Annotated in this window: 2 protein-coding genes; both read right to left on the bottom strand. The window is 37.4% G+C overall.

The window, feature by feature from the left end; genetic code table 11:
* Nucleotides 1–79 precede the first annotated feature (79 nt).
* Complete coding sequence (locus NE638_RS17610; protein ID WP_006859032.1) at nt 80–2,407, bottom strand: ABC transporter permease; 2,328 nt, start codon at nt 2,405–2,407, stop codon at nt 80–82.
* Nucleotides 2,408–2,421: 14 nt separating this feature from the next.
* Nucleotides 2,422–3,008, bottom strand: a 587-nt coding sequence (locus tag NE638_RS17605; RefSeq protein ID WP_173746844.1) for an ABC transporter ATP-binding protein, incomplete at its 5' end; no start/stop codon positions are given.

Here is a 3,008-nt window from a genome sequence, read left to right as displayed (position 1 = left end):
CGAAAGAATTTACGGACTGGCTGTATCAGCAGAGTAATGTAATTGTGGAGCTGACCGAGATATGAAAAGCTTTCTATCATCAATTTCGCATTATTGCAATAACAGATTGCTTCTTCCATGAATGAATAAGCAATATTGTCATCAAACTTTCAAGCATAAACATAGCAACAGCAAAAAGAGTAAAAGCAACAACCGGAAATACAAATCCCGTAGACATGCCTGCATTTTTCAAAAATATACCGATTGCATATCCGCCGGGGATTCCAACAACAGCAGTTATAAGCAATGCAATCAAAGTAGTAAAAAGACCTTCCATCATAAATGCTTGCTTCAACTGCTTATTTGTCATACCAATAGATTTTAGTGTGCCCATTTCCTGTTTCTGTGATAAAAGATTTGTCACAGTAAGATTGATTTGATTGATGACCGCAAATATCCACAAGATGGCTGCAATCGCATAAGCTAATGTAAAACCTGCACGATTGTCTGATTGGTGTTCTACAATAAAATCTTGAAGGGTTTGTAAGCGAACATCCCTATTGTCAGAAACGAGTAATTTGAGTTCTTGCTCGATTATCTCCTGATATTCAGCTTCTGCTTGTATTTCGATTGCGTATGTACAGTCATAACCTGCAAGTTCTTTGAGCATATTTTCCGGCATTCTGAAAATATAGCCACCCATTCCATCATTGCTGGAAGTGATTGCACCAATTTTGAATGCTTTTGTTATTGTTTTACCACTATGATTTTTGAAATTAAAGGTCACAGTATCCCCAATTTGAGGTTTCCAATGGTAAACATCATAAATACGTTCGGGATCACTTACAACTAATTCTGTATCATCAGTAATATTTCCAGACAAAACCGCTGCATTTAGCGACGCCAAATCCTTTTCATTATAGCCGAGCATCAAGGTGCTATCTGAAATATCATTGTCTGTTGAGAAATCAACTGGTACGGTAGCATAAGTAAATATATTGCTAACTCCCTCTATATCTCCAACACGCTTTACATAATCAGAAAAATATTCTTTCTGCAAGAGAGCATCCAAATTTTCACTTTCGTTTTCTAAATCAATGCTGATTTTGAAATCTCCGTACTTCATATCCCAATAACGAGCCATACTCTCGGCATTAAAAGAACTCTGATAACTTGCTGCAAGGAAAAATATAACTCCGCACAGTCCCAATGATAAAATGGTCAATAGAGATTTTTTTCTGTTTCTGGAAAAGCTGATTTTCGCTAAATATACAGGCGTAATACGATGTCTTTTGTGAGTGCGGTAATTTACAATTCCCACTGGATTTTTCAGGGCGGAAATTGGAGAAGTATTCGCTGCAATTTTTGCTGGTTTACGAACACTAATATAAACAAGCAGTATTCCAAAAAGGCATGCGCCACATAGAGAAACAATAAATGCAAATACTGACCAGCCTTTTGATTGCAGACAATAGCTGATGATCGTTCCCATGATACTACCAATTAAAATCCCCGGAACTGCAAGCATATAACCCTGTTTAAGAACTATTTTATAAATTTGCTTTTTACTTGCCCCTATTGTCCGAAGCTGTCCGAACTCAGCAACTTTTTGTCCAACCGAAATATAGAAAATGCTGTAAATTACAAGTGCGGCAGCTAAAAACAAAATGGCAGCAACTACACCATATACCGCATAATTACTGAAGGACAAAGTTGTATTTACATAATCATAGTAACTGCTGACTGTCCAATTATTCAGTCCAGTCTCCTCTGAAATTTGAGATAATATTTCTGTTGCTTCGTCTTTTGTAAGGGTATCTGCATTTTCAAGCCAAACATATCCATTAAGCAGGTTATTTCCACGTAATTCCCGGCATTTTTCAAGTGAAACAAAAACAGGATAAGCGGTAGAAGTTTTATCATGATAAATACCAACAATAGTATAATTCTTCAAAGTACCATCCAGATTCAACTGAACTATGGCGTTGATTTCCGGAGACTTATTTTCACTGGCAAAAAAGGCATCTGTAACAGCAATTTCACTTGCTTTCTCTGGATATTTTCCGTCAAAGGCAGGAATCAAACTAAGCATGTCATCATCATAATAAATCAGAGACAGTTCTTTAGAATTTTCTTTCACTGTTTTGATATTACAGGAAAGTCCTACACTTTTTACTTCTTCGTTTGCTAACAACTTTTCTTTACTGTCCTGCGTAATGTCAAAGAAAATCCCTTGATGTAATCCTTCGATTTCTTTCTGATTTTGATAAATGATATTTTGCACTGTGAGCAACGACATCATTATCATAGCAACGGCTACAATAATTGCCGAAAGGCAAAATAAGTTTTTCTTCTTATCAAAACGCACACTTTTTCGTGCTAATTTTTTAATTACTGCACTGGTATCATTTTCAAAAGGATAATTCATAATTCCCACCTCCTTTAGCCAACAATTTTACCATCTTCAATCCGTACAATGCGGTCTGCGAGTTGAGCGATCTCGTTGTTGTGAGTAATCATTACAATGGTCTGATTAAATTCTCCGCTGGTATGCTTCAAAAGCCCTAACACATCTGCACTGGTCTTGCTATCAAGATTTCCGGTCGGTTCATCAGCAAGGATAATCGCAGGCTTCGTAATTAAAGCTCGTGCAATCGCTACACGTTGCTGTTGACCGCCTGAAAGATTGTTCGGCATATTTTCCAGTTTATCTTCTAAAGCCAACATATACACAACTTCGTCCATAAATTTCTGGTCTACTGTATCGCCATCCAGTTCCACAGGCAGGACGATATTTTCATATACATTCAAAATCGGAACCAGATTATAATTTTGGAAGATAAATCCGATGTTACAACGGCGGAAAATTGTCAATTCATCATCATTCTTTTTTGCGAGTTCTTCTCCCCGTACAATCACGCTGCCGGAAGTGGGGGTATCAAGTCCTCCCATCATGTGAAGCAATGTAGACTTACCGCTGCCGGAAGTTCCAACTACGGCAACAAATTCTCCCTGTTCCACAGTAAAAT

It is taken from the genome of Blautia sp. MSK.18.38, assembly GCF_024460535.1.
GTDB lineage: Bacteria > Bacillota > Clostridia > Lachnospirales > Lachnospiraceae > Blautia_A > Blautia_A fusiformis.
This window is presented reverse-complemented; position numbering and strand designations above follow the sequence as displayed.

Excerpts from the sequence above, each read along its gene's own strand:
- NE638_RS17610 (WP_006859032.1), bottom strand. The coding sequence starts at position 2,407 with ATGAATTATCCTTTTGAAAATGATACCAGTGCAGTAATTAAAAAATTA.